We start from the raw sequence: 21,634 nt of genomic DNA on the forward strand, positions 1-21,634 counted from the left end.
GACCGGAGGCTTCCCAGGCCCGGGGCGACCTTGCCATCGGGGGCACTCCTTCGAGGGGCGTGCGGGCAGAAGCCGTCCGTGACGACTTCCCGCCCGCTACACTCCCACCGCTCGACGTTTCCCCAGGTCAAGCCACGAAGTACTGCTGGAGTACTAGGCGCTCTGCACGACCTGGGTGACGCCGTTGATGATCTGCTGCACGGCGATCGCGGAGAGCATCATGCCCGCGAGCCGGGTCACCAGCACCACGCCACCGTCCTTGATGACCCGGATGATCAGCAACGAGTACCGCATCGTCAGCCACAGCACGACGTGGATCGCCAGGATCGCGGCCCATACGGAGACGTGACCGGCCACGCCGTCCGCCTTCTGCACGGCGAGGATCACCGACACGATCGCACCGGGACCGGCCAGCAACGGCATCCCCAGAGGCACGAGCGCGACATTGACGTCCTTCGTCTGCTTGGGCTCGTCCGTCTTGCCGGTCAGGAGATCGAGCGCGATCAGCAGAAGCAGCAGCCCTCCCGCGATCATCAGCGCGGGCACGGACACATGCAGATAGTCAAGGATCTGGTGGCCCAGCAGCCCGAAGACGGTGATCACACCACCGGCCACGCAGACGGCCTGGAGGGCCATCCGCTTCTGGGTACGCGCGGGTCGGCCCGCGGTGAGGCCGAGGAAGATCGGAGTGATCCCAGGGGGATCCATGATCACGAAGAGGGTGAGGAAGAGGGAACCGAAGATGGCCAGATCGAACACGGGGATGCCTTGCGGGAGTGGAGAAGAGACGAGGGCAGCCCACAGCGAGGGGCCACTGTGAGCGACGGCTCCGCGGGGCGATGGGGGCACCGCCCGCTCGAACGGAGGCGGGAGTGAGGCATGGTGGGCACGGCCGGCGGCCGCCGGGTGCCCGTACGGTCGGGGACCGGCTAGTTCCCGCCGGTCCCCGGGACGGGAAACGCTCCGGTGGCCCGGCGCGTGATCTCGCCGTACACCTCGGGGTCGGTCGTGTATTCGCCGAGCACACAGGTCTTCCGGCTGCCGTGGTAGTCCGAGGAACCGGTGGCGAGAAGCCCCAGCTCCTTCGCCAGGCCGCGCAGCCGTGCCCGGGTCGCCGGCTCGTGCTCCATGTGGTCGACCTCGATGCCGTCGAGTCCGGCGGCGGCCAACTCGGCGATGGCGGACTCCGGTACCGTCCGGCCGCGCTTGACGGCGGCGGGGTGGGCGAAGACGGCGACGCCGCCGGCGCCCTTGATCAGCCGGATCGCCTCGAAGGGATCCGTCTCGTGCTTCTCCACGTAGGCACGGCCGCCGTCGGCGAGCCACTGCTCCGTGAAGGCGTCGCCCACGGTCGGTACGACGCCGAGTTCGACGAGCGCGGTGGCCACGTGCGGCCGTCCCACGGAACCGCCGGCGGCGATCCGGGCGACCTGGTCCCACGTCACCGGCACACCCAGCTCGTTCAGCTTGGCGATCATCCCGCGGGCCCGCGGGACCCGGTCGTCCCGGACCAGCTCGCGCTCGGCCAGCAGGTCGGGCTCCTCGGGGTCGAACAGATAGGCCAGCATGTGCATGCTGACGCCGTCCAGTCGGCACGACAGCTCGGCGCCGGTGACCAGAGTGAGCCCCTCCGGCAGCGCGGCGATGGCCTCGGCGTGCCCGCGCGTGGTGTCGTGGTCGGTCAGCGCGACGACGTCCAGACCGGCCGCCCCCGCCTTCCGTACCAGCTCCGCCGGGGTGTCCGTACCGTCGGAGGCCGTGGAGTGGCAGTGCAGATCGATACGCACGACTCGAACTCCAGGCGCAGAAGAAACGGAAGCGGACGCTCAAGGATAGCGCCCTTCCGGGCAGGTCCTGTCACACCCGAAACCGGGGGTTGACCCCTACAGGCCTGAAGCCCAGGGCGAGCGGAAGAGGCGCCTCCCTCTGATCGCGTCTTCGGCGACTGGGGGGCACCACGGCATCAGGCGCCCTACGGCTCCAGGATGCGCGGCGAGAGTGCTCCGCACGGGAGCAGTTCCACCTCCGCTCCCGCGTCCCGCAGATCCGTCAGCACGAGCTCGTCGTACATCAGCAGCCCCGTCTGTTCGGGCCACACGATCGCCCACAGCCACAGACCGAGCGCCTCGCCCGCGAAGACCGCGCGGTCGTCCGGCGTGCCGGTGACGTGCCACAGCGGTGTGGGCCGTCCGGCGGCCAGCACTTTGGCCTGGGGCGGTTTCTCGACGCTCAGGTACGGGCCGGGGTCGGGTCCGTCGATGCCGGCGTACCGCGCACCGAGTCCGACGCCGAGTTCCTCCGCGATGAGGACGAGCTCCCCGACACCGCCGAGCGGGCCCGGACCGGAGCAGGCCACGGCGGTGGCACGTCCGCCGCTGCGGTCGTCCCCGGCGAAGGCGGCACCCGTGAAGAGCCAGCCCACAGGCAGCGGCCAAGGCATCCAGACCGGCACCTTGGCGCGGTGCACGACGACGCTGAGGGCCTCGACGCTGGGCGGGATCACGGGCTGCAGCGGGTGCACCGTCCCGTGCGCGGCGCACTGCCAGGAGTCGGCAAAGAGGCCGGGAGCCCTGACCCGGCCACCACACTTCGGGCAACTGGGTTCGCCCCTCATAGGGCCCAACGGTCCTCCCCGTGCTTCCTCGCGTCAAGGACGATCACCCGTCCGGCGTGTGCGCGTCACATTCCGCGCACGAACGCCGGTCTCCGGCCGTCGGTCGGCCCGACGGCCGACCAACGGAATCAACTACCCACACCGCCAAGGGAAGCGGCGGTTTTCGGCCACCTCTCTGGCGGCCTCCGGTCACGTATGGCGTGCCGTCCGTCACACGGGGAAGCCGTGTCGGCCGGTCCGGTCAGTCCAGGGAGACCGACTTGCGGACCGGGTCACGGAGGTCGGCCCCCTGGGTGAGCCAGCGCTCCTGGAGGGCCTGGGCGCCGTGCACCCGCTTCCAGGCCGCCTCGTTGGGGGTCATCGGCAGGAGGGGCAGGAACCGGACGGGATCGGCGGGGGCGTCGAGTTCGAGATCCTCGACCAGGCCGCCGGACTCGGCGACGAGGACGGAGGTGAAGGGGGCGCCGGGCCAGAGCGGATCCCCTACGTCCAGCGAGGCACCGGGGGCCACGACCACGCCCTCGACCTGCGGTGACGCGGCGAGTACGGCGAGCGGGCGCAGCACCTTGTCGGTGTCGGCGACGCCGCGCCGCACGGACAGGACGAGCTCGGCGCGCGGGCCCTTGACGGGGTCGGCGAGGACCGCGGTGGGGTCGGCCATCGGCTGGGCGGACATGCCGAGCGTGGCGTAGCGGACGACGTCGCCGTCGGTGAAACGGAGCACCTCGATGCGGTCCGTGCCGAGGAAGGTGACCGCGGCGCGCGCGTCCGGTTCGCCCAGCGCGGTGCGCAAACGGGCCTCCACCAACGGAAGAACATCAGCCATGAGCCGAGCATAGAACTCGTCAGGAACAGGCAAACGGGCGCCTTGACACTTCAGCCGGCTGTTAGTCTGGGGCGCCGGTCGGGACAGCACGCGGGCAGCACGCAGAAGCCTCGTTCTCAAGGCTTCTCACACCTTGGCGTCCCGGACCGAGAAGACTGACTCCCCTACGGGGAACCCCGGATGGGGTATGGAACGTCCCTTACGAGGGACCGGCCGGAGGAGGTGGGGCTGCGATGGACCGAAGTCGACCTGGCAGTACCACCCGCTCTTCCGCTGTTCGAGTTCCGTAGCGCTGGTCGTAGCCGTAGTACTCGCTCCGCTGGCTACCACCCTCACTCGCGTCGCATGCCGTTCGCCGGTCGTCGCGCATCGGAAGAGCACTTCTTTCCCGTCTTGATCTGAATCAAGCGAAGCTGTCACCGCGACGGTGCGGTGCTCCCCGCTTTGTGGACGTGCCAAACATCCGCAGTCAAAACGTCCCCATTCCGGGTAGTTCCAACCGTCGTCGGCGGCCTTTCGTTGCGAAGGAGCCAGCTCATGTCGATGATCCACAACCTGCGTGCCGCGGTCCGCCCGTCCCGTCCCTCGCGGCTGTCGCTGCGCAAGGACGGCGGGGTGTACGACGCCACGCGTCCGGCGGAGGCGGCCACGGCCGTCGTGGACTGCGCCGTGTACCGCGACGGCGCGCGCGTGTCGTTCGAGCGCAACCTGACCCCGCACGAGGCGATCCGTCAGGTGCGCCGTGACGGCGGCTTCGTCTGGATCGGCCTGCACGAGCCGTCGGAGGCCGAATTCTCCGGTATCGCGGCCGAGTTCGGGCTGCACCCGCTGGCCGTGGAGGACGCGGTGCACGCGCACCAGCGGCCGAAGCTGGAGCGGTACGACGACACCCTCTTCACCGTCTTCAAGACCATCCACTACGTCGAGCACGACGAACTCACCGCCACCAGCGAGGTCGTGGAGTCCGGCGAGGTCATGTGCTTCACCGGGCGGGACTTCTTCATCACCGTCCGGCACGGCGGGCAGGGCTCGTTGCGGGCGCTGCGTCACCGGCTGCAGGACGACCCGGAGTTGCTCGGCAAGGGACCCTCCGCCGTGCTGCACGCCATCGCCGACCATGTCGTCGACGGGTACGTGGCGGTCGCGGACGCCGTGCAGGACGACATCGACGAGGTGGAGACGGAGGTGTTCTCCCCCGGGCGCAAGGGCACGCCCCGGGGTACCGACGCCGGCCGGATCTACCAACTCAAGCGCGAGGTCATGGAGTTCAAGCGCGCGGTGCTGCCGCTGGTGCGGCCCATGCAGCTGCTGAGCGAGCGGCCGATGCGGCTGATCGACCCCGACATCCAGAAGTACTTCCGTGACGTGGCCGACCACCTCGCCCGCGTCCAGGAGCAGGTCGTCGGCTTCGACGAGCTGCTCAACTCGATCCTCCAGGCGAACCTGGCGCAGGCCTCCGTCGCGCAGAACGAGGACATGCGCAAGATCACGTCCTGGGCGGCCATCATCGCCGTGCCGACGATGGTCTGTGGCGTGTACGGCATGAACTTCGACTACATGCCGGAGACGCACTGGAAGTACGGCTACCCGGTGGTCCTCGGCGTCACGGTCGCGCTCTGCCTCGGCATCCACCGGACGCTGAAGCGCAACGGGTGGCTGTGACGGGGTGAGCCCTGGTCGAGGCGGGGGCCGAGGTCTTCGGGCGGGCTCGGTTCGTACTGCGAGCGGGCGGGCTCGGTTCGTACCTCGAGCGGGCGGGCTCGGTTCGTACCTCGAGCGGGCGGGCTCGGTTCACAAGGGCACGGTTAGGCTGCCCCCATGACCGCCGATTCGCTCCCCGCCGATTCGCCGACCTCCGACGCGCTGCTCGAAGCGGCCCTCGTCGAAGAGGCCACCAAGAAGTCCGGGCTGATCTGGGTCCGAGGTGGTGGGGCGGATGCACAGCAGAGCCCCGGTGGGGCGTCGCGGGCGTTGTGGCACGTCTGGCACGAGGGTGCGGCGTGTGTCGTGGGCGACGGGCCGGGTGAGCAGCCGCTGCCCGGGCTGGTCGGCGGGGGCTCGGCGGTGGTGACCGTCCGCAGCAAGGACAAGGGCGGGCGGCTGGTCGGCTGGGCGGCGCACGTCGTCGAGCTGGTCCCGGACTCCCCCGAGTGGGAATCCGCCGTGGCCGAGCTGAAGGGCAAACGGCTCAACGCCCCCGACGGTGAGGCCATGCCGGCCCGTTGGGCCCGGGAGTGCCGGGTGCTCCGCCTGGAGCCGACGGGAACGATTCTGCCCCTGCCCGACGGCGATCTGGCACGGGCGCCGGTCGCCACGTCGGCGACCACCCGGCAGCCGGTTCCGGCGGCGGTACCACGCCTGCTCTTCACCCGCCGCAAGCGCGGCAAGGGCTGAGAAAGCGGGCCCGCCCTGCCACACGGCCCCTCATGGGCATCTGCTCGGGCCCGAAAGGCGGCAGGAGATCCGCCGGATCGGCGCCGCCGAAGCCCATCCCGACATCGATCAGCGCCGCGGCGGCGTGCTCATGAGCTCGGCAGTTGCTTTCCGTAGTCCACCACCGACTTCTCGTCCGGCTCCTCCAGGGTGAAGTCCTTGCCCCAGTCGGAGAGGAGGATGGTGCCGGCGTCGCCGGCGCGGACGAGGCGCAGGGGGTAGGGAGTGCCTTCGAGGGACACGTCGAGCGTGCCACCGGAGCCCTTGTCGCCGGTGATGCGGATGGTGCGGGTGCCGGACTGCTCGTGGTGGCCCTCGGTGGACAGCGTGCCGTGCAGGGTGAGCAGGCTGTTGAGGAGGACGTCCTTGTCGGTGAAGCCGCTGAACCGCTTGTAGGCGGGGTCACCGGTCGGCACCTTCACATACATGCCGTCCAGCTTGTCCGCGGCGGCCGTCTCCGAGTCCTCGTTCTTCCCGCCGTCCTTCCCGGAGTCCTGGGGGTCCCAGAAGTCCGCGTCGGCTTTGAGGAAGAGGTGCTCCCCCACCTTCAGCAGCCGGAACGTGGAGCCCTCCGACGTCACCGAACCCGTACCGCCATCCTCCTTCAGGCGCATGTCCAGCTTGTAGGTCCTGCCGTTGCTCACCACGGCCCCGGACAGCCTGACCGTGTCCGCCGCCGTGGCGGCCGCCCTGGTCGTGCTCTGGATCTTCGCCGGCTCCAGCTTGCCGACCCCGTTGGTGCCCTCGTTGGGATCCTCACCGCATCCTGTGAGCCCCAGCCCGCCGACCACGAGGGTGCAGACGGCGCTCACCAGTGCGGCCCTTCGGGTACGGGGAATCACAGTCACAGGCGATGCACCTCTTCGTGGGGAGTCCAGGCGTACCGCAGAGTACCGGGGCTCCCGAACCACCAAGGAGCCAGTCCGTCCGCACCGCTCACCAGGGCATATCCGATCGGGACGGGCTAGCCTGAAGCCGTCCTAGGCGGACATTCCCCTCACGACGGGAAGGAAAGGGGCGGCTCATGGCGGCGGTGGCGGCCCGGATCTTCGTCTCCCACCTCTCCGGCGTCGCCGTCTTCGACCCGAACGGCGATCAGGTGGGGCGCGTCCGGGATCTGGTGGCCATCCTGCGGGTGGGCCGCAAGCCCCCGCGCCTGCTCGGCCTGGTCGTCGAACTGTCCACCCGCCGCCGGATCTTCCTGCCCATGACCCGGGTCACCGGCATCGAGTCGGGCCAGGTCATCACCACCGGAGTCCTGAACGTGCGCCGCTTCGAGCAGCGCCCCACCGAGCGCCTCGTCATCGGAGAACTGCTGGACCGGCGCGTGACCCTCGTCGAGACCGGCGAGGAGGTGACGGTCCTGGACATCTCGGTCCAGCAGCTGCCGGCCCGCCGGGACTGGGAGATCGACCGGGTGTTCGTCCGCAAGGGCAAGGGCGGGACGTTCCGTCGGCACAAGGGCGAGACGGTCACCGTGGAGTGGTCGGCGGTCACCGGCTTCTCGCTGGAGGAGCACGGGCAGGGTGCCGAGAACCTCCTCGCGACCTTCGAGCAGCTCCGCCCCGCCGACCTGGCCAATGTGCTGCACCACCTCTCCCCCAAGCGCCGGGCCGAGGTCGCCGCCGCCCTCGACGACGACCGGCTCGCCGACGTCCTGGAGGAGCTGCCCGAGGACGACCAGATCGAGATCCTCGGCAAGCTCAAGGAGGAGCGGGCCGCCGACGTCCTGGAGGCCATGGATCCGGACGACGCCGCCGACCTCCTCGCCGAGCTCCCCGAGGAGGAACAGGAACGGCTGTTGACCCTGATGCAGCCGGACGACGCGGCGGACGTACGGCGGCTGATGGCGTACGAGGAGAAGACCGCCGGCGGTCTGATGACCACCGAGCCGATCGTGCTGCGCCCGGACGCGACCGTCGCCGACGCGCTCGCCAGGGTCCGCAACGCCGACCTGTCCCCCGCCCTCGCCGCCCAGGTGTACGTGTGCCGGCCGCCGGACGAGACCCCGACCGGCAAGTACCTCGGCACGGTGCACTTCCAGCGGCTGCTGCGGGACCCGCCGTACACCCTGGTCAGCGCGCTCGTCGACGACGATCTTCAGCCGCTGGACCCGGAGGCCGCGCTGCGCGCCGTCGCCGGGTTCTTCGCGACGTACGACATGGTCGCGGCGCCCGTGGTCGACGAGAGCGGCTCGCTGCTGGGCGCGGTGACCGTCGACGACGTACTGGACCACATGCTCCCCGAGGACTGGCGGGAGACGGAGTTCCATCTGTACGAGGACGACGGCGTCGCGGACGGGCAGGGGGCCGACAATGGCTCCTGACCGGGACGGGCGTGAGGCCCGGGAGGGGCGGGAGGGCCGGCCCGGAGGACGTGAGGGGCGGGACGGGCGGCACCTGGGGCGCGAGCGCGCGCACTCCGCCGCGGGAGTGCGGGAGCGCACGTCGCCCTCCGGGACTCCTCTGAGGGATCGCACACCCTCCGGGGCCACCGCCCGCCCGCGTACGCGTCTCGACCTGCCGCTGCCGCGCCGGGCCAGGCTCCTGCCCGAATGGGACCCGGAGGCCTTCGGACGGCTGTCGGAGCGGATCGCGCGGTTCCTGGGCACCGGTCGGTTCATCGTCTGGATGACGGTCGTCATCATCCTGTGGGTGGTGTGGAACGTCTCCGCCCCGAGCGACCTGCGGTTCGACAACTACCCGTTCATCTTCCTCACCCTGATGCTCTCCCTCCAGGCCTCCTACGCGGCCCCGCTGATCCTGCTCGCGCAGAACCGCCAGGACGACCGCGACCGCGTCAACCTCGAACAGGACCGCAAACAGAACGAACGGTCGATCGCCGACACCGAATACCTGACCAGGGAGATCGCCGCGTTGCGCATCGGCCTCGGCGAGGTCGCCACCCGCGACTGGCTGCGTTCGGAGCTCCAGGACCTGGTCAGGGACATGCACGAACACGACGGTGACGGGCCGCGCGGGACCCGGACCGTATTCCCGCCGGAGCACCACCGCGGACGTGACATGGGCGACCGCTGACAGGGCTCCCAGCGGCCCCGCGCAGCGCCGTACCATCGTCCTTATGGCTACGGAAGACGCGGTGCGCGAAGCACTGTCGACGGTGAACGACCCCGAGATCAACCGCCCCATCACCGAACTCGGGATGGTCAAGTCGGTGGAGATCGGCGCGGACGGAGCGGTCGCGGTCGCCGTGTACCTGACGGTCTCCGGCTGCCCCATGCGCGACACCATCACCCAGCGCGTGACCGAGGCGGTCGCGCGGGTCGAGGGCGTCACCCGCGTCGACGTCGAACTCGACGTCATGAGCGACGAGCAGCGCAAGGAGCTGGCGAACGCGCTGCGCGGCGGCCAGGCCGAGCGCGAGGTGCCCTTCGCCAAGCCGGGCTCCCTCACGCGCGTGTACGCCGTCGCCTCCGGCAAGGGCGGGGTCGGCAAGTCCTCGGTGACGGTGAACCTGGCGGCGGCCATGGCCGCCGACGGCCTCAAGGTCGGCGTCGTCGACGCCGACATCTACGGCCACTCCGTGCCCCGCATGCTGGGTGCCGACGGCCTTCCCACCCAGGTCGAGAACATGATCATGCCGCCGTCCGCGAACGGTGTGAAGGTCATCTCGATCGGTATGTTCACCCCGGGCAACACCCCGGTGGTCTGGCGCGGCCCGATGCTGCACCGGGCGTTGCAGCAGTTCCTCTCGGACGTCTACTGGGGCGACCTGGACGTGCTGCTCCTCGACCTCCCGCCGGGCACGGGCGACATCGCCATCTCGGTGGCCCAGCTGGTCCCGAACGCCGAGATCCTCGTCGTGACGACCCCGCAGCAGGCTGCGGCCGAGGTCGCCGAGCGCGCCGGCTCCATCGCCGTGCAGACCCACCAGAAGATCGTCGGCGTCGTCGAGAACATGTCGGGCCTGCCCTGCCCGCACTGCGACGAGATGGTCGACGTGTTCGGCACGGGCGGCGGCCAGACCGTCGCCGACGGCCTCACCCGCACCACCGGCGCCACCGTCCCGGTCCTGGGCAGCATCCCCATCGACGTACGCCTGCGCGAGGGCGGCGACGACGGCCGTCCGGTCGTCCTCACCGACCCCGACTCCCCCGCCGGCGCGGCCCTGCGCGCCATCGCGGGCAAGCTGGGCGGCCGTCAGAGGGGCCTGTCGGGCATGAGCCTGGGAATCACCCCGCGGAACAAGTTCTAGGGGCCTGGCGCCCCGCGAGGGGCGCGGGGAACCGCGCGATCAGCCGCGACGCACCGCAGCCCCCGAACCACCTGAGTGACCCGAGCCACCACGCCGTTGAAGGGCACCGCAGCACGACAAGGCGGTGCCCTTCACCGTTACGCGTACGCCTCGACGTCCTTGATCACGGCGAAGCCCAGTCCGTACGCGCTCATCCCTCGCCCGTACGCCCCCACATGCACCCCTTGCGAGGTCGACCCCGCGAGCACCCACCCGAACTCGGACTCCCGGTAGTGGAAGGGCGTCGGCACGCCGTCCACCGGCAGGGACAGGGTGGTCCAGTCGGGTCCGGCGAGATCGTCGGCCAACACCCACGCGGCCTCGGTCTGCTGGTCCAGCCAGTCGTCCCGCAGGGAGTGGTCCAACTGGCCGGGCCAGGTGAACGACAGCAGCCCCACGCCCGCGAGCCACGCCGCCGAGGAAACCGACGTGGCCTCCAGCAGCCCCGTACCGTCGGCGCTCCTCCGGGACGGATTCGCCGCGACGGTCACCACGACCGCGAACCGCTCCTTGACCTCGTCGTCCGACCCGGCGGTGTACTCGTTGCGCACCGAGGGCTCGTCACCGTGGCCGATCGAACCGTGCTCGACGGCTCCTTCCGCCGACGTACCGACCTGCATCAGCCAGCGCTGTCCCGTGAAGGCCTCGTCGAGGCCGTACCACGGGAAGGGCGCCAGCAGGTAGCCGTCGACCGTGCGTCGGGCGGAGGGCAGCTGTTGTCCACCCTCCGCGACCGACGCCTGCGCGCCTACCCGACTCGTCGTCTCCATGTGCCCGGACGCCTCCTCGCTCTCGACGGACCGGAGCGGCCCGCCCCCCTCGGGTGCGTCGCTCGCTCTTCTTACGGTCCGCACAACAACTGGGCAGCATAGCCACAGCTCTCCGAGCAGCAGGGAAAGCGCCCGGCGCGTAGGACGGCGTACTGGCGGGTTCAGGCCGTACGAGGGTGCGCGAGGGTATGAATCGCATCACGTAAGGGGGCGCGGCAGCACACCGGCGTACGGCTCAGGTGGCGTCCATGTCGTACGGCGGACGCTCTTCGATCTCGCGCTTCTTCGTCATGTCGACGGAGCCGCCGGTCGCACCCGAGGAGGAGCCACCGGAGGAGTCCGAGGAGGAGACGGACGAGGAGGAGGCGGACTCGCGGCCGTGGACCGCGTCCGTGAGCTCGGCCATCTCCTTCTTCAGGTCCAGGCCGTTGCGGATCTCCTTCAGCCCCAGTTCGTCGTTGTCCAGCTGCTTGCGGATGAACGTCTTGGGGTTGAGGTCCTCGAACTCGAAGTCCTTGAACTCCGGTCCGAGTTCGTTGCGGATGTCCGCCTTGGCGCTGTCCGAGAACTCGCGGATCTTGCGGATCGTCCGCGTGACGTCCTGGATCACCTTCGGGAGCTTGTCCGGACCGAAGACGAGCACGGCGAGGACGACGAGCGTCACCACCTCGAGTGCACCTATGTCATTGAACACCTGAAGCTCCTTGCGATGTCCTCGGTCCCGATCCGCGGGCCTCGGCAGGTCTTCCGTGGTCCGGGCCGGATCCACGGTACCCGGCCATCCCGTCGAACGGGTACCGTCGGGCGGCTTCCGACCACGCCCGAACGACGGGTTTTCCCAGCTGTTTGCCTGGCAGGAGGGGTACGGGGCCCCCTCCTGTGAGGTTGCTGTCAGTGGGCGCCGACGTCATGGCCGCCGGATTACGGTCAGTCGCCGCCGGACGAGCCGAGGGTGAGGGAGACCGTCCGCTCCCTGCCGTCGCGCAGCAGGGTGAGCTCCAGGCGGTCGCCGGGCCGGTGCGCGCGGACCTTGACGATCAGTTCGTCGCCGGAGTGGACCCGCTGGCCGTCGACCTCGGTGATGACGTCGCCCGAGCGCATGCCCGCCCGGTCGGCGGGGCCGCCCGAGGTCACCCCGGAGCCGTTGCCGTCGCCCCGGTCACCGATGCGGGCGCCGTCGCCCGAGTAGTCCATGTCGAGGGTGACCCCGATCACCGGGTGGGTGGCCTTGCCGGTGTTGATCAGTTCCTCGGCGACGCGCTTGCCCTGGTTGATGGGTATCGCGAAGCCCAGTCCGATGGAGCCGGCCTGCCCGCCGTCCGACTCGGAGCCGCTGCCGGCGGAGCGGATGGCGCTGTTGATGCCGATCACGCGGGCCTTGCCGTCGAGGAGCGGGCCTCCGGAGTTGCCGGGGTTTATCGGCGCGTCGGTCTGCAGCGCGTCCACGTACGACACGTCGCTGACGTCGCCGCTCTCGCCGCCTGCGGTGATGGGCCGCTCCTTGGCGCTGATGATGCCGGAGGTGACGGTGTTGGCGAGGTCGAAGGGGGCTCCGATGGCGACGACCGGGTCACCGACCTGGACCTCCTCGGAATTGCCGAGGGGCAGCGGCTTGAGTCCGCTGACGCCGGACACCTTGACCACGGCCAGGTCGTAGCCGGTGTCCCGGCCGACGATGCGCGCCTCGGCGGTCTCACCGCCGCTGAAGGTCACCGATATGTCGCCGCCGGTGCCCGCGGGATCGACGACGTGGTTGTTGGTGAGGATGTGGCCGCGTTCGTCGAGCACGAAGCCCGTGCCGGTGCCCTGTGCGCTGTCCCCGCTCACGTGCAGGGTCACGACGCTGGGCAGCGCGCTGGCGGCGATCCCGGCGACGCTGTCGGGCGCCCGGCCCGTCACCCCGTCGCTGGTCTGTGGCAGCTCTATGGCCCCGACTCCGCCGTTCCGCTCCAGGTACGCGCCCACGGCTCCGCCGATGCCGCCGGCCACGACGGCGATCAGCAGGGCCCCGACCACGAGCGTCCTGCCCCTGCGCCGACGTCGCCGCGCCACGTCGTCCACCGCGGCCCCGTTCTGCTGCAGCGGCCCCGATGCGGCCCACGGGTCGTAGTTCTGCCAGGGCCCCTGCGAACCGTGCGGCGGCCGCCCGGGATCGGTGTGAGCTCCCGAGGGATGCTGACCTCCGGCTCCCTGCGAGGGCGGCACCGGCTGGTCTCCGCCCGCGTACGGGGGCGGCACCGGCCGCGCCGAATCCCCGAAGGGCGGAGGGCCCGGCTGGGACGGATAGGCGTAGGAGGCCACGGCGGGCTGAGAGGGGTCGGGGTAGGGCGCGGGGGTGGGCCGGGCCGTGTCCGGGAAGGGAGCCGCGGCGGCCACGGGCACCTCCGCGTACGAAGGCGCTGCGGCCGGTGCGGCCGCCGGTACGGCGGTGCCGTGGGCCGAGGTCACCGGCGTGGTCGGGTCGGCGTACTCATGCGCGGCCGCCGCCGGCGCTCCGGCGTGCGTCGAGGAAGCCGCCGACGCCGCTCCACCGCCGCTCAGGACTCCCGACGCGGTCGGCCCGTCGAGTGCCGGCTCCCCCGGCGCCGCGCGCACGCCGTGTGCCGGTGTCGTCGGCTGAACGTTCGTGCCGGGGACGGGAGTCGTCGCCGGATGCTGGACCGGCGGAGCGGGCGCCCAAGGGCCCGGCTCGCCATAGGGCGGGGTGCTGTAGGGATCGGGGTCATGCAGCGGCCTGGGGCGCTCAGAGGGCGCGTCAGGGGCGCTCAGGGCACCCTCCTCGCCCGAGGGCCGGCCATCGCCGACTGTGGCGGCAGTGGCAGCGGCTGCGGCACCACCGGTACCGACCCCGTCGGGCCCGGTCGGCGAGCTCGTCCCGCCCTCCGCGTCGTGCCCCGCGTTCCTCACGGCCGGTCGTTCCAGTTCGAAGTCGCCGTCCGTGTCACCGGCCGCGTCGGCGGTCGGCATGAGTGCGGCCCCGGGCGGAACCCCGACAACCGGGCGGGCCAGTTCGAAGTCGGAGTCGGAGTCGGTCTCGGTCTTGGTCTGGGTCCGTGGGTCGACCTCGTCGAGGGCCGGTGCCGCCACCGCCGTCGTCGCCGGACGCTCCAACGCGAAGTCGCCCTCGGGGTTTTCTTCACGAGGCGCGTTCGCGGACGACCCGAAGGTCTCCCCAGTCCCGACAGGCCGTCCGGAAGCGGCGGTTGCCGCCGATCCCGTGGTCCCCATGGGCTCGTCGGCCGCCGTCGCCCCGATGTGGTCCTCCGCCGTCTCGGCCCCCGCGCCGTGCGCTCGGGGGCGGCTCCACCACTTCGCCTTCGTGGGCTTCCCCTCGTTCATGTTCTCCCCACACCTAGGGCCCGTCCCAAGGACCGGCCCGCCGCCCACCGTTCACCGAGCGCCGCGAGCCGGAACCGGCCCGAGCGGACACGGCCCACTCTGGATTCAACCAGGTTCGCGGGCCGGCGCGCAGAACTCGGGGTCAGCGAAGGACGGGCGAGGTGGGTGTGGGGGACGAGGTGGTGTCGGGGGCCGTCAGCAGGCCCGGTCCCGTGAGCTCGGGGGTCGGGGACCAGTCGGTCAGCTGCAGGGGCGGCGCGACGGTGAGCGGACGTATGAGCGGTGACATGACGGCGGCACCGGCCAACACGGGTGCGGTCAGCGGGTGTACGGACCGACGGTCCTGGCCGGCCGGAGCGGGGATCCCGGGCAGCAGGGGTGCGGAGATCTCCGTCGGGGCGACGGGCACGTTGCCCAGGGACTGCTGCCCCTGTCCGAGCAGCGGCCCGACGGTTCCCCGGCGGCGCTGCGCCTCGGGCGTCGGAACCGTGCCCGACGCCTGGGTCCGCAGCGGCGTGACGTTGCTGCCGGCACCGGAACCGCCCCGGGCGTCCGCCGTCTCGACGGGCATGCCGTTGGTCACGCCGCCGAGGGCGATCGCGGCCAGCGACACCGCGCCCGCCGCCACGAAGGCGAACCGCATGCCGCGCGAGGCGGAACGCTCGGCCTCCTGCCTGCTCACGTCATGGATCCGAAAGCCCCGGTTGCCCGTGGCCCCTCTGTCATCCCTGTCGCCGGCGGTTCTCTCCTCCCGGTCCGGACGGTCGTCCGCACCGTCGGAGAGGCCGCGTGCGCCGCCCAGGAAGCCACGGTCGCCCAGCGCCCCCCGGTCACCGAGGAAGCCACGACCGCTCAGGAAACCCCGGTCACCGAGGAACCCACGGCCGCCGGACGCTCCTCGGCCGCCGCCGAGCAGCCCGCGGCCCTCCGACGGCGTCAGCACGCCGCGGTGCGGTCCCGACGGGACGTACCCGAAGGAGTCTCCGGAGCCGAAGACGGCGAAGTCCCGAGGGTCGGAGGGGTCGCCGGGCAGGCCCGGCACTCCGGCCGCACCTCCGAGTCTTCCGCCGAAGCCACCGGACAGCGGCGAGCCGCCGTCGCTGTCGCCGCCCGCCGGGAGCATCTGGAGACGGGCCAGGAAGCTCTCGGAGGGAGGCGGCGGAGCGGCCTCCGCGAAGACGTTCTTCAGGCGGCGCTGCTCGTCCGCCTCCGACTTGCACTTCGCGCAGGTGGCGAGGTGTGCCAGGACGCGGTCACGCGCCTCATGACCGAGTTCTCCGTCGACCAGGGCGGAGAGACGGTCTCCCAGGTGCTGCTCAGCAGGCGTAGGACGGGATCCACTCACGCGGTCGCGCCCCCTCCTCCCAGCACGGCCACCTGCGGCACCACGAACCCGCGGCGCTGCTCGGCCCTGGCCTCCGGGGAGCGGTGCGCGAGGGCCTTGCGGAGCTGGGAGCGGCCGCGGTGGATCCGGGAGCGGACCGTGCCGAGCTTGACGCCCAGGGTCGCGGCGATCTCCTCGTACGACAGTCCTTCGATGTCGCAGAGGACGACGGCGGCGCGGAACTCGGGTGCCAGGGTGTCGAGGGCCTGCTGGACGTCGGCGTCGAAGTGCGCGTCGTTGAAGATCTGCTGCGGGGTGGGCTCGCGGCTGGGCAGGCGCTCGGCCGCGTCGTCCCCGAGGGCGTCGAAGCGGATGCGCTGCTTGCGCCGGACCATGTCCAGGAAGAGGTTGGTGGTGATGCGGTGCAGCCAGCCCTCGAAGGTGCCGGGAGTGTAGGTCGACAGGGAGCGGAAGACGCGGACGAAGACCTCCTGGGTGAGGTCCTCGGCGTCGTGCTGGTTGCCGGTCAGACGGTAGGCGAGCCGGTAGACGCGGCCGCTGTGGGTGCTGACGATCTCCTCCCAGGTGGGCGGAGTCCACGCCTGTGCGTGCGCGTCCGTGGTGAAGGTCGCGGTCTGTACTCCGCCCGAGGCGGAAGCGTCGGCGTGGCTGTGGTCAGCGGTGTCGTTCACGGATTTCGGCCTGCCTGCCGATCCGAGAAAGCGCCGCAGCACTCCTCCCCGATCCACAGGCGCAGCCGCACCTCCCCTGTCGGCTCTGGTGGTGTCCAGTGGAGCCCCTACCATAGCCACCTCGCCCGTTAGCTCCGGATAAGCGGTTTTATAAGAAATTGATGCGCGCCGATGTGGCTCATCCGGCTGACGCGGCCCATGTGGCTTGGTCAGCAGCTGCGTCGATGCGCGCACCTGCTCGTCGGACCGATCCATACCGTGCCCCCCGTCGCGGCCCCGTCACTCACTCATCCCTTTAAACGACCGGTCCCATCAGCAGGTTCCCGACGGCAACGGATACAGTCACGCCCAGGCAACCACGGGGACATAAGGAGAGGGTCATTACCGGCAACCGGCTGACGAGCTGGGCGTTCGCCGACGCCTTTGTCGCCGAGGACGAGGCGCTGCGCTGGGCCCGGGAACGGGCCCGGGAGGCAGGGCTGCGCTCGGTGTCGCCCGGCACGGGCGCCGCGCTGCGGGTGCTCGCCGCCACCGTGGACGCCAAGGCGGTGGCGGAGATCGGGACCGGGACCGGCGTCTCCGGGATCCACCTGCTGCACGGTATGCGGCCCGACGGGGTGCTGACCACCGTGGATCCGGAACCGGACCACCAGCAGTTCGCCCGGCAGGCGTTCCGCGCGGCGGGCTTCGCCAGCAACCGCGCGCGCTTCATCCCGGGCCACGCCCTGGACGTGCTCCCCCGGCTCGCGGACGCCGGGTACGACCTGGTCTTCTGCGACGGCGACCGGCTGGAGTGCCTGGACTACCTCGCTGAATCGTTGCGTCTGCTCAGGCCCGGTGGCCTCGTGGCGTTCGAGGGTGTGTTCGCCAGTGGCCGGACGGTGGATTCCAACCCTCAGCCCACGGAGGTCATACGCCTGCGGGAGCTGCTGCGCACGGTCCGGGAGAGCCCCGAGCTGGTGCCGTCCCTGCTCCCGGTGGGCGACGGCCTGCTGTGCGCGGTCAAGCGCTGAGCGGCCACCCCGAACCCGGCCCGCCCCCGATCACACCCCCTGGCACAACAGCGCCCCGGCACCACCGAGTGCGGCGGTGCCGGGGCAACTGAAAGGGTATGGTCGCTACGCGCGTCAGCCGACGACCTTCTTGAGGGCGTCTCCGAGGGCGTCCGCCTCGTCCGGGGTCAGCTCGACGACGAGCCGACCGCCGCCTTCGAGCGGAACGCGCATGACGATGCCCCGCCCCTCCTTGGTCACCTCGAGCGGGCCATCGCCCGTCCGCGGCTTCATGGCCGCCATGCTCGTACCCCTTCCTGAAACCAGCTCATCGCCAAAGCCGACGGCCCGGGAGGGCAGGCGCGGGCCCACCTGGGGACACGCGACACCGGCATCGAACACATTGCTTCCAGGCCATTATCCCGCATCTCATGACCCGATGACCAACATCGGTCGGCATCGCTTGGGCAACGCGCGCGAGCAAAACCACCCAATTCGGCGGTGTGACTGCGATACTGCGCCACCGCACGGTCCCAGCCGGGTGCTCCCCCATTGGTGATTCTTTGACGCAGGTCACACGTCCGGGCCCGGCCGTCGCCCGTGAACTCCGCCATGCTGTGCTGTGACGAGGGCGTACTGATCAGTACGTCGCCTGCCGCGACACCGGAGGGGAACCGCCATGGCCGACACCGTGCTCTACGAGGTGCACGACGGACTCGCGACGATCACTCTGAACCGCCCCGAGGCGATGAACGCGCTGAACATCGCGACGAAGGTCGCGCTGCGGGAGGCCGTGGAGGAGGCCGCCGGAGACGACGCGGTGCGGGCGGTGCTGCTGACGGCCGCCGGGGAGCGGGCGTTCTGTGTGGGCCAGGACCTCAAGGAGCACATCGGGCTGCTGATCGAGGACTCGGGGCAGGTCATGAGCACGGTCAAGGAGCACTACAACCCCGTGGTGAAGGCGCTCACCGAGATGGCGAAGCCCGTGGTGGCCGGGGTCAACGGTGTCGCGGCCGGTGCCGGTCTGGGGTTCGCCCTCGCGGCGGACTACCGGGTGGTCGCCGACACGGCCTCCTTCAACACGTCCTTCGCCGGGGTGGCGCTCACGGCGGACTCCGGGGTCTCGTGGACCCTGCCGCGGGTGATCGGCCCCGGCCGTGCCGCCGATCTGCTGCTGTTCCCGCGCAGCATCAAGGCGCAGGAGGCGTACGAGCTGGGGATCGCCAACCGGGTCGTGCCGGCGGCCTCGCTGCACACCGCCGCCGAGGAGGTCGCGCGGATGCTGGCCGAGGGGCCGACCGTGGCGTACGCGGCGATCAAGGAGGCGGTGGCGTACGGGTTCACGCACTCGCTGGCCGAGACGCTGGAGAAGGAGGACGAGCTCCAGACTCGGGCCGGGGCTTCGGAGGACCACCAGATCGCTGTGCGGGCCTTCGTGAACAAGGAAGAGCCGAAGTACCTGGGGCGGTGACGGTCCGTGGGGAGCTGCGGGTTCGACGGGGTTGATCGCGCAGTTCCCCGCGCCTCTCAGGGGGCGCTTCTCGCGACGCATGTCTCCAAGTGGTCGTCGACCAGGCCGCACGCCTGCATCAGGGCGTACGCCGTCGTGGGGCCCACGAAGCGGATGCCTCGTTTCTTCAGGGCCTTGGACAGGGCCGTGGACTCGGGGGTGACCGCCGGGACGTCCGCGAGGGTTCTCGGGGCCGGGCGGGTCGTCGGGTCCGGGGCGTGGGACCAGATGAGTTCGTCCAGCTCGCCGGAGGTCCAGGTGGACAGCTCGCGGGCGTTGGCGACGGTCGCCTCGATCTTGGCGCGGTTGCGGATGATGCCGGTATCGGCGAGCAGGCGTTCCTGGTCGGCCTCGGTGAACAGGGCGACCGAGGCGATCTTGAAGTCGGCGAACGCGGAGCGGAAGCCCTCGCGGCGCCGCAGGATGGTGATCCAGGAGAGGCCGGACTGGAAGGCCTCCAGGCAGAGCCGTTCGTACAGGGCGTCGTCGCCGTGGACCGGGCGGCCCCACTCCTCGTCGTGGTAGGTGACGTAGTCGTCGGTGGACAGGGCCCAGGGGCAGCGCAGCGCGCCGTCGGGGCCGGGCAGGGCGGTGCCGTCACTCACCGGTGGTCGCCCTCCTCCGGCTTGTGCAGCGAGGTCACGGTCGCCGCGCGGGCGCCCGCGAGCGCGGACTCCAGGTCGGCGATCCGGGCGTCCCGCTCGGAGATCTCGGCGCTGAGGCGGCCGAGGGCGTCGTCCACGTCCACCATGCGGTAGCCGCGGAGGGCGACCGGGAAACGGAGCGCCTCGACGTCCGCGCGGTTGACCGGGCGGTGCGCCGGAAGCGGGTCCTGGAGCCGCTCGCCCTCGGCCTCCGGCAGCACCGCGTTGTCGCCGCCGCCGACCACCGCGAGCGTCACCGCGGCGACCACGACGGCGAGCGCGACGACCAGGAACAAGAACATGAACATCGCTGGGTCCCCTCGAGTGTGTTCGGCTCCGATCGTGCCATGCGAGTCTGACAGTTAAGGTCGCAGGCGGTCGGGCAAGGCCGGCAGTCGACGGGACGTACTGGGAGAGGTCACAGCGGATGCTCAGGCTGGGCAAGCGGGAATTCGGCCCGCACGAGCCGGTGATCATGGCGATCGTGAACCGGACGCCGGACTCCTTCTACGACCAGGGAGCCACCTTCCGTGACGAGCCGGCGCTCGCGCGTGTGGAGCAGGCGGTCGCCGACGGCGCGGCCATCATCGACATCGGCGGGGTGAAGGCCGGCCCCGGGGAGGAAGTGACCGCAGCGGAGGAGGCGCGGCGGACCGTGGGGTTCGTGGCGGAGGTGCGGCGGCGGTTTCCCGAGGTGATCATCAGCGTCGACACCTGGCGGCACGAGGTCGGTGAGGCCGTGTGCGAGGCCGGGGCGGATCTGCTCAACGACGCGTGGGGTGGGGTCGATCCCCGGCTCGCCGAGGTCGCGGCACGGTATCGGGTGGGGCTGGTGTGTACGCACGCGGGCGGGACCGAGCCGCGTACCCGGCCGCATCGGGTCGAGTACGACGACGTGATGGCCGACGTGCTGCGGGTGACCGTGGGGTTGGCGGAGCGGGCGGTGGCGTTGGGGGTGCCCCGGGAGTCCGTGATGATCGATCCGGGGCATGACTTCGGGAAGAACACGCGGCACAGTCTGGAGGCGACGCGGCGGTTGGGGGAGATGGTCGCGACGGGGTGGCCGGTGCTGGTGTCCCTGTCCAACAAGGACTTCGTGGGGGAGACGCTGGACAAGCCGGTGAAGGAGCGGGTGGTGGGGACGTTGGCGACCACCGCTGTCTCGGCCTGGCTGGGGGCTCAGGTGTATCGGGTGCATGAGGTGGCTGAGACCCGGCAGGTGGTGGAGATGGTGGGGGCGATCGCGGGGTGGCACGAGCCTGCCGTTGCCCGGCGGGGGCTTGCCTAGTTCTTTTTCGCCCCCGCCGCCCCTACCCGTCCCGTCCTCAAAGGGGCTGCGCCCCTTTGCCCCCCGGCTGTCCCCCCCCGGCCCACTGATTCCGGCTGCCGGTCCGGTGGGGGTTCTCGCGCAGTTCCCCGCGCCCCTGAAGGCGCGGGGGTCGTCCGGGAGTTATCTGCCCGCCTCCTTCGAGACCAGGGCCACCGCCTCGTCGACGTCGTCCGTGACGTGGAAGAGCGTCAGGTCCTTCTCCGCGGCCTTGCCCTGGGCGATGAGGGTGTTGGTCAGCCAGTCGACGAGGCCGCCCCAGTAGGACTCGCCGAAGAGGACGATGGGGAAGCGCGTGACCTTCTGGGTCTGGACGAGGGTGAGGGCCTCGAAGAGTTCGTCGAGAGTGCCGAGGCCGCCGGGCAGCACCACGAAGCCCTGGGCGTACTTGACGAACATCATCTTCCGGACGAAGAAGTAGCGGAAGTTGAGGCCGATGTCGACGTATTGGTTCAGGCCCTGTTCGAAGGGGAGCTCGATGCCGAGGCCGACGGAGGTGCCGCCCGCTTCCAGGGCACCCTTGTTGGCCGCCTCCATCGCGCCCGGGCCGCCGCCGGTGATGACGGCGAAGCCGGCTTCCACCAGGCCGCGGCCGAGCCGGACGCCCGCCTCGTACTCCGGTGAGTCGGTGGGAGTGCGGGCGGAGCCGAAGACACTGATCGCGGGCGGGAGTTCGGCGAGGGTGCCGAAACCCTCGATGAACTCGGACTGGATGCGCAGGACCCGCCAGGGGTCCGTGTGGACCCAGTCCGAGGGACCGCCCGCGTCCAGCAGCCGCTGGTCCGTCGTGCTCGCCTGAACCTGGCCGCGTCTGCGCAGCACCGGTCCGAGCCGCTGCTCCTCGGGTGGCTGCTTCTTGCCCTCGGGGTTGCCGGTCGCCATGTCCGCTCCCTCCGCCGTGCTGGTGGT

The 21,634-nt window shown here is 71.0% G+C and carries 22 protein-coding genes; 8 read left to right on the top strand and 14 right to left on the bottom strand.

Annotated features, from left to right (window positions below):
- Positions 1-153: 153 nt before the first annotated feature.
- From K1J60_RS15025 to K1J60_RS15040, 4 genes are all read right to left on the bottom strand, one after another.
- Positions 154-759, bottom strand: a complete 606-nt coding sequence (locus K1J60_RS15025) for a MarC family protein (protein ID WP_220646665.1) — start codon at positions 757-759, stop codon at positions 154-156.
- A 170-nt stretch (positions 760-929) separates the two neighbouring features.
- Positions 930-1,787, bottom strand: a complete 858-nt coding sequence (locus tag K1J60_RS15030) for a PHP domain-containing protein (protein WP_220646666.1) — start codon at positions 1,785-1,787, stop codon at positions 930-932.
- Between the two features lie 185 nt (positions 1,788-1,972).
- Complete coding sequence (locus K1J60_RS15035; protein WP_033525501.1) at positions 1,973-2,614, bottom strand: DUF6758 family protein; 642 nt, start codon at positions 2,612-2,614, stop codon at positions 1,973-1,975.
- A 241-nt stretch (positions 2,615-2,855) separates the two neighbouring features.
- Positions 2,856-3,440, bottom strand: coding sequence for a suppressor of fused domain protein (locus tag K1J60_RS15040; protein ID WP_220646667.1), 585 nt, complete (start codon positions 3,438-3,440; stop codon positions 2,856-2,858).
- Positions 3,441-3,977: 537 nt separating this feature from the next.
- Here K1J60_RS15040 and K1J60_RS15045 point away from each other — a divergent pair.
- Both K1J60_RS15045 and K1J60_RS15050 read left to right on the top strand, forming a co-directional pair.
- A complete protein-coding gene (locus tag K1J60_RS15045) occupies positions 3,978-5,102 on the top strand; it encodes a magnesium and cobalt transport protein CorA (RefSeq protein WP_220646668.1) in 1,125 nt (374 codons plus the stop codon).
- Between the two features lie 156 nt (positions 5,103-5,258).
- Entirely contained in the window at positions 5,259-5,834 is a 576-nt protein-coding gene (locus K1J60_RS15050) for a hypothetical protein (protein WP_220646669.1), read from the top strand.
- A 128-nt stretch (positions 5,835-5,962) separates the two neighbouring features.
- On the opposite strand, the gene K1J60_RS15055 is transcribed toward K1J60_RS15050, so the two are convergent.
- Positions 5,963-6,721, bottom strand: coding sequence for a hypothetical protein (locus tag K1J60_RS15055; protein ID WP_220646670.1), 759 nt, complete (start codon positions 6,719-6,721; stop codon positions 5,963-5,965).
- A 176-nt stretch (positions 6,722-6,897) separates the two neighbouring features.
- Between K1J60_RS15055 and K1J60_RS15060 the strand changes: the two genes are divergently transcribed.
- The 3 genes from K1J60_RS15060 to K1J60_RS15070 are packed head-to-tail and all read left to right on the top strand — an operon-like array spanning position 6,898 to position 10,088.
- Entirely contained in the window at positions 6,898-8,199 is a 1,302-nt protein-coding gene (locus K1J60_RS15060; protein WP_220646671.1) for a magnesium transporter MgtE N-terminal domain-containing protein, read from the top strand.
- Entirely contained in the window at positions 8,189-8,911 is a 723-nt protein-coding gene (locus tag K1J60_RS15065; RefSeq protein ID WP_259407730.1) for a DUF1003 domain-containing protein, read from the top strand. Before K1J60_RS15060 ends, K1J60_RS15065 begins: the two co-directional genes overlap by 11 nt.
- A gap of 43 nt (positions 8,912-8,954) precedes the next feature.
- Entirely contained in the window at positions 8,955-10,088 is a 1,134-nt protein-coding gene (locus tag K1J60_RS15070; RefSeq protein ID WP_220646672.1) for an Mrp/NBP35 family ATP-binding protein, read from the top strand.
- 137 nt (positions 10,089-10,225) lie between these two features.
- Here the strand turns inward: K1J60_RS15070 and K1J60_RS15075 are convergent, their stop codons facing one another.
- The 5 genes from K1J60_RS15075 to sigE form a co-directional block, all read right to left on the bottom strand.
- Positions 10,226-10,897, bottom strand: a complete 672-nt coding sequence (locus K1J60_RS15075; RefSeq protein ID WP_220646673.1) for a hypothetical protein — start codon at positions 10,895-10,897, stop codon at positions 10,226-10,228.
- 235 nt (positions 10,898-11,132) lie between these two features.
- Positions 11,133-11,591 carry a sec-independent translocase gene (locus tag K1J60_RS15080; RefSeq protein WP_220646674.1) on the bottom strand — a complete coding sequence of 153 codons (459 nt, stop codon included), beginning with the start codon at positions 11,589-11,591 and terminating at the stop codon, positions 11,133-11,135.
- Between the two features lie 233 nt (positions 11,592-11,824).
- Entirely contained in the window at positions 11,825-13,864 is a 2,040-nt protein-coding gene (locus tag K1J60_RS15085; protein ID WP_398684255.1) for a S1C family serine protease, read from the bottom strand.
- A gap of 514 nt (positions 13,865-14,378) precedes the next feature.
- Entirely contained in the window at positions 14,379-15,581 is a 1,203-nt protein-coding gene (locus K1J60_RS15090) for an anti-sigma factor family protein (protein WP_220646675.1), read from the bottom strand.
- Complete coding sequence (gene sigE / locus K1J60_RS15095) at positions 15,578-16,294, bottom strand: RNA polymerase sigma factor SigE (protein WP_220651472.1); 717 nt, start codon at positions 16,292-16,294, stop codon at positions 15,578-15,580. The genes K1J60_RS15090 and sigE overlap by 4 nt, the downstream gene beginning before the upstream one ends.
- A 269-nt stretch (positions 16,295-16,563) precedes the next feature.
- On the opposite strand from sigE, the gene K1J60_RS15100 reads away from it, so the two are divergent.
- A complete protein-coding gene (locus K1J60_RS15100; RefSeq protein ID WP_317619752.1) occupies positions 16,564-17,265 on the top strand; it encodes an O-methyltransferase in 702 nt (233 codons plus the stop codon).
- Between the two features lie 114 nt (positions 17,266-17,379).
- On the opposite strand, the gene K1J60_RS15105 is transcribed toward K1J60_RS15100, so the two are convergent.
- Positions 17,380-17,547, bottom strand: a complete 168-nt coding sequence (locus K1J60_RS15105; protein WP_003966491.1) for a DUF3117 domain-containing protein — start codon at positions 17,545-17,547, stop codon at positions 17,380-17,382.
- Between the two features lie 376 nt (positions 17,548-17,923).
- On the opposite strand from K1J60_RS15105, the gene chcB reads away from it, so the two are divergent.
- Entirely contained in the window at positions 17,924-18,715 is a 792-nt protein-coding gene (gene chcB / locus K1J60_RS15110; protein WP_220646676.1) for a 2-cyclohexenylcarbonyl CoA isomerase, read from the top strand.
- A 56-nt stretch (positions 18,716-18,771) separates the two neighbouring features.
- Here the strand turns inward: chcB and K1J60_RS15115 are convergent, their stop codons facing one another.
- Positions 18,772-19,359, bottom strand: coding sequence for a DNA-3-methyladenine glycosylase I (locus K1J60_RS15115; RefSeq protein ID WP_220646677.1), 588 nt, complete (start codon positions 19,357-19,359; stop codon positions 18,772-18,774).
- The gene (locus K1J60_RS15120; protein WP_220646678.1) at positions 19,356-19,706 is read right to left on the bottom strand and encodes a DivIVA domain-containing protein; all 351 of its coding nucleotides are present in this window, start codon (positions 19,704-19,706) and stop codon (positions 19,356-19,358) included. Before K1J60_RS15120 ends, K1J60_RS15115 begins: the two co-directional genes overlap by 4 nt.
- Before the next feature lie 119 nt (positions 19,707-19,825).
- On the opposite strand from K1J60_RS15120, the gene folP reads away from it, so the two are divergent.
- Entirely contained in the window at positions 19,826-20,686 is an 861-nt protein-coding gene (folP, locus tag K1J60_RS15125) for a dihydropteroate synthase (RefSeq protein WP_220646679.1), read from the top strand.
- Between the two features lie 162 nt (positions 20,687-20,848).
- On the opposite strand, the gene K1J60_RS15130 is transcribed toward folP, so the two are convergent.
- The gene (locus tag K1J60_RS15130) at positions 20,849-21,607 is read right to left on the bottom strand and encodes an LOG family protein (protein ID WP_220646680.1); all 759 of its coding nucleotides are present in this window, start codon (positions 21,605-21,607) and stop codon (positions 20,849-20,851) included.
- Positions 21,608-21,634: the final 27 nt, after the last annotated feature.

The sequence above is a fragment of the Streptomyces akebiae genome (assembly GCF_019599145.1).
GTDB classification, from domain to species: domain Bacteria; phylum Actinomycetota; class Actinomycetes; order Streptomycetales; family Streptomycetaceae; genus Streptomyces; species Streptomyces akebiae.